Source organism: Spirillospora sp. NPDC046719 (genome assembly GCF_040645715.1).
In the GTDB taxonomy this organism is placed as follows: Bacteria; Actinomycetota; Actinomycetes; order Streptosporangiales; family Streptosporangiaceae; genus Spirillospora.
Genome location: NZ_JBEYYT010000620.1, coordinates 1 through 4415 on the forward strand (window position 1 = coordinate 1; position 4415 = coordinate 4415).

Here is a 4415-nt window from a genome sequence, read left to right on the forward strand (position 1 = left end):
CCCGTGAGCTCCGCCTCGATCCGGTCGTGCCGGCGCCGCGCCCCGTACTCGCGCTGGCCGGGCGCGAGGACGACCCCCGCGACGGGCACCCGCTCCGCCTCCGGCAGCGCCGCGAGGTCGTGCCGCGCCGCCGTCCCCGGCGCGTCCCTCGGCAGGACGGCGTCGAAGCCGGTGACGGCGGGGTCGTCCGGATCGATGACCGAGACGCCGACCGCGACGCGCCGGCAGCGCGCGTACCTTCGGTGCAGCTCCTCGACCTGCGCGCCGTGGAGCGGGCCGCAGGCGAACACCAGGTGGCTGTAGCGCGCGGGATCCGCCCGGCCGAGGTCGAGGCCGCCCGGGCGGAAGACGGGGCTCCAGGCGACGTCGCACCCGATCCCCGCGCCGTCGAGCGCCCGACGGACGGCCTCCATCGCGAGGACGTCCCCCGCCGTGGCCTCGCCGTGCAGGAAGCTCGGCCACCCGGTCACCAGTGCCCGCACGCCGCCCTCGGCAGACCGTTCGGACGAGCCATGTCGATCCCCCCGTAGCTCACGCGCGGGTGGCAGTTACCCGGGGACGGCGCGCCCATGTCCGCGGCGGCCCCGGCTTGGGCGGCCCGTGACGGAGCGCGGGCCGCCGCGTGGCCCGCCTCCCTGCTCCGTGACACTTCGGACACCTGCCGGTTTACCGAACTGGGCGGACGGGAACGGTACCGTCGCGGCCCACTCGCCGGCCGGGTTCTGCCAGGTCCCTTGGTCAGCGAGCCTGGGCCGCGCCATGTTTCCACCGCGGCCTGCGCGCTTGCGCGCGGGACGGGCCGTCAGCCCGTGAACGCCTGCGCGAGCGCCATCCCGCAGTAGGCGGCGCCGAGCCCGCCGGCGACGCTCGCGCCCGCGTTGAGGACGGCGTAGAAGCGCGCGCCGTCCTCGGCCAGCCGGAGCGTCTCGTAACCGAACGTCGAGTACGTCGTCAGCGCGCCACAGAAACCCGTCGCGGCGAACGCCATCGGGCCCCCGGACACGGGCAGCGCCGCCAGGAACCCCAGCAGCGCCGACCCCGCCACGTTGACGGTGAACGTCCCCCACGGGAACACCGAGTCGTGGCGCGCCTGCACGGCCCGGTCGGTGAGGTACCGCAGCGGCGCGCCGAGCGCCGCGCCCAGCGCGATGAGCAGGACCGTCACGCCTCCCCCTCCATGCCGCGGCCCGTGTAGCGGATCACCTCGACCGGGTCGATGATCACCAGGCCCTCCTCCACCAGCTCGTCCAGCTCCGGCAGGAAGGCGCGGATCTTCCGCTCGGCGTCCACGATCACGATCACCATCGGCAGGTCCTCCGACAGCGACAGGATGCGGGACGTGTGGATGCGGCTGGACGCGCCGAACCCCTCGCATCCGCGCAGCACGCTCGCGCCGGCGAGCCCGGCCCGGTGGGCCCGGTGCACGATCTCGGTGTACAGCGGCCGGTGGTTCCACCGGTCGCTCTCCCCGACGAACACGGTCAGACGCAATGCCGGACCCTGGATTCTCATGACCGCTCCCTGGGACGCGCGCGGACGGCGAGGCGGGTCAGCCGGACGCCCGCGAACACCGCGGCGAGCGCGGCGGCGAGCGTTCCCCCGAGGTACAGCAGTCCCACCCCGGGCGCCCCGGCCGACAGCGCCCTCTGGAAATCGACGATGTGGGTGGAGAAGGTGGTGTAGCCGCCGAGCACCCCGACGCCGAGGAACGGCCGCACGAGCCGGTGCACGCGCCACGTCTCGGTGATCAGCACCATCAGCGCCCCGATCAGCAGGCAGCCCGACACGTTGATCAGGAACACCGGCCACGGGAACTCCCCCGGCCGGTACGGCATCGCCTCGGTCAGCCCGTACCGGGCGAGCGCCCCGAGGATCCCTCCCGCGGCGATGGCGCCGAGCGTCGCCCACGGGGCGCGGCGCAGCTCGAACCGCTGGCGCGGCACGCTGAGGTCGACGTCGGGGTCCACGGGACGTCCCGTCACGGCATCGGGCACGGCACACTCCTACCAGCGGAAACATCGGTCACCGGTAGGGACCGTTGGCGGATCGCACCGCGGTTCTCCCCCGTGGCGGGGACGGCGGGCCCCACCGCCGTGGCGCCGCTCTCCCGAGGGCGCGCGCCCAGTCTACCGATCACCGGGACCGCGCCGCGGCCCCGCCCGGTCAGGACCCGGACGGCCGGCCTCGCCGCGCCGCCCGCCCGTCCGTCCGCCCCGCGACTCCACGAACGTCTTGAAGCGCCGCAGGTCGGCCTTCACGCGGCGGTGCAGCGCCCCGGCCCTGTCGCCGGTCCTCTCCACGAACCCCTGGGGCGCGAACTCCATCTGCGCGGTGACGCGGGTGGTGTCGCCGTCGAGGCGGCGGAACGTCACCACGCCCGCGTGCGCCGGGCCCTCCGTCGACGTCCACGCGACGCGCTCGTCCGGCACCTGCTCGGTGATCCGCGCCTCGAAGCGCCGGGTGACGCCGGCGACCCGGACGGTCCAGTGCAGCGTGGTGTCGTCCACGCGCCGGATCTCCTCGACGCCCTCCATGAACCGCGGGAACTCCTCGAACCGCGCCCACTGGTCGTAGGCGACGCGGATCGGGACGGTGACGTTGACCGACTCGGTGATCGTGCTCACGGGGCTCCCCTTCGTCCGTCACCCGCCCCGCTACCCGCACCGCCCCCGTCTACACGGTGCCTCCCGCCTGCACACGGTGGGCTTCCGCACAGCGGCGGGCGCGGTGTGAGCGGCGCTTCCCCGGGTACAGGAGGCGCAGCGATCAGCGTCCCCGCCCATCGCCGGCACCTCTGCGAAGGAGACCAGACCCCCATGACGTCGGCGCGTCCGTCCAGCTCCCCGCGGTCCGACGCCCCGCTCCCCCGCTTCGGGGACGGCGAGGCCGAACTCCTCCTGGCGGAGATGAGACGCCTGCCGGAGGACGATCCGCGGCGCGACCGGCTGCGGACGCGGATCGTGGAGATGCACGGGCCGCTCGTCCGGGGGATCGCACGCAGGTACGCCAACCGGGGCGAGCCGCTGGACGACCTGCAGCAGGTCGCGTACCTGGGGCTGGTCAAGGCCATCAACCGGTTCGACCCCGAGGTGGGCGACCGGTTCGTCACCTACGCCTACCCGGTCGTGACCGGCGAGGTGAAGCGGCACTTCCGGGACAAGACGTGGGGTGTGCGGGTGTCGCGGCGCATCCAGGAGCTGCGGCCGGTGCTGCAGAGCACCGTCCAGAAGTTCACCCGCGAGCACGGCCGCTCGCCCACGACCCGGGAGCTCGCCGCGGTCATGGAGATCACCGAGGAGGAGACGGTCGAGGTGATCATCGCCTGCGACGCCTACCGGCCGCTGTCGCTGGAGGCGCCGGCGGACGGCGGCGCCGAGGGCGACGCGGCGACGGTCGGCGAGCGCCTCGGCTCCGACGACCCCGCCCTGGAGAACCTCATCGACGGCGACGCGCTGCGGCCGCTGATCGACGAGCTGCCCGAACGCGAGCGCACGATCCTGCTGCTGCGGTTCTTCGGCAACAAGACGCAGACGCAGATCGCCGAGCAGGTCGGGCTGTCGCAGATGCACGTGTCGCGGCTGCTGCGGGCGACCCTCGAGCGGCTGCGCGGCGGGCTGCTCGCGGAGGGCTGACCCGGGTCAGGGCCGCGGCAGCGCGCAGGACCCGCCCAGCGCCACGTCGTTGCCCTCGCCGAGGCACCGTGCCAGTAGGTAGGTCTGCTGGGCGTAGTGGGTGCCCTGCCGGACGGTGACGTTCCCCTTGCGGTCCACCTCGCACGGGTTGTTCAGCGTGCAGCGCTCGCCGTCGTCGTTGCCGGTGTTGTTGATCGCGACGACTTGGTGGGTGTTCGCGTCGATGACGGGCGAGCCGGACGTACCGTGGATCGTCCGGCACTGCGGCGTGTACCTGATGGAGTCCTTCCACGTCCATCCGGCCTCCCGCAGCCGGTAGACGGTCGCGTCGGTCTTGCACGCGTAGGCGGTCCGCCAGTAGCCCGACACGACCCGGATCTCGGTGCCGTCGTGGGGAGGGGCGGCCGACAGCCGCAGCGCCGGGACGCCGTACCGCTCGCGGATGGTCCCGTAGCTCTCGTCCAGCCGGTACACGGTGACGTCGGTGTCGGTCATGGTCGAGTACTCGACCCTGGTCGCCCGCAGCGTGCCGAGGCTCGAACGGCCCGTCCGGTCGAGCAGCGTGAACGTCCGGGCGGACGGCCGGTCGACGATGACCTGCCCGGGCTCCGGCATCCCGCCTTCCAGGCAGTGGCCGTTGGTCAGGACCAGGGCCGCGTCGGAGTCGCGCGAGCGCGGCCCGCGCACCAGGGAGCCCGAGCAGTTGCTGAGCGCGACGATCCCGGTGAAGTCGGCCTCCCCGTGGCCGCGGGCGGCGGGGGCGGCGGCGGGGCCGGCGGTCGG

At 74.1% G+C, this 4415-nt stretch carries 6 protein-coding genes and 1 pseudogene; 1 reads left to right on the forward strand and 6 read right to left on the reverse strand.

Features of this window, described 5'->3' with window-relative positions; translation table 11 throughout:
• From ABZ914_RS47370 to ABZ914_RS47390, 5 genes and pseudogenes are all read right to left on the reverse strand, one after another.
• Positions 1-482 (reverse strand): annotated as a pseudogene (locus tag ABZ914_RS47370) (polysaccharide pyruvyl transferase family protein); the annotation flags it as partial.
• Between the two features lie 320 nt (positions 483-802).
• Entirely contained in the window at positions 803-1165 is a 363-nt protein-coding gene (locus tag ABZ914_RS47375) for a fluoride efflux transporter FluC (RefSeq protein WP_500201198.1), read from the reverse strand.
• Positions 1162-1512: a DUF190 domain-containing protein gene (locus ABZ914_RS47380; RefSeq protein ID WP_208244124.1), complete on the reverse strand. Its 351-nt coding sequence runs from the start codon at positions 1510-1512 to the stop codon at positions 1162-1164. The genes ABZ914_RS47375 and ABZ914_RS47380 overlap by 4 nt, the downstream gene beginning before the upstream one ends.
• Complete coding sequence (locus ABZ914_RS47385; RefSeq protein WP_500201199.1) at positions 1509-1994, reverse strand: fluoride efflux transporter FluC; 486 nt, start codon at positions 1992-1994, stop codon at positions 1509-1511. Before ABZ914_RS47385 ends, ABZ914_RS47380 begins: the two co-directional genes overlap by 4 nt.
• Before the next feature lie 132 nt (positions 1995-2126).
• Positions 2127-2624, reverse strand: coding sequence for an SRPBCC family protein (locus tag ABZ914_RS47390; RefSeq protein ID WP_500201200.1), 498 nt, complete (start codon positions 2622-2624; stop codon positions 2127-2129).
• A 192-nt stretch (positions 2625-2816) separates the two neighbouring features.
• Between ABZ914_RS47390 and ABZ914_RS47395 the strand changes: the two genes are divergently transcribed.
• Complete coding sequence (locus tag ABZ914_RS47395; protein WP_500201201.1) at positions 2817-3632, forward strand: SigB/SigF/SigG family RNA polymerase sigma factor; 816 nt, start codon at positions 2817-2819, stop codon at positions 3630-3632.
• 6 nt (positions 3633-3638) lie between these two features.
• On the opposite strand, the gene ABZ914_RS47400 is transcribed toward ABZ914_RS47395, so the two are convergent.
• A partial coding sequence (locus ABZ914_RS47400) for a S1 family peptidase (RefSeq protein WP_500201202.1) occupies positions 3639-4415 on the reverse strand: 777 nt, incomplete at its 5' end.

Excerpts from the sequence above, each read along its gene's own strand:
- ABZ914_RS47380 (WP_208244124.1), bottom strand. The coding sequence starts at position 1,512 with ATGAGAATCCAGGGTCCGGCATTGCGTCTGACCGTGTTCGTCGGGGAG.
- ABZ914_RS47395 (WP_500201201.1), top strand. The coding sequence starts at position 2,817 with ATGACGTCGGCGCGTCCGTCCAGCTCCCCGCGGTCCGACGCCCCGCTC.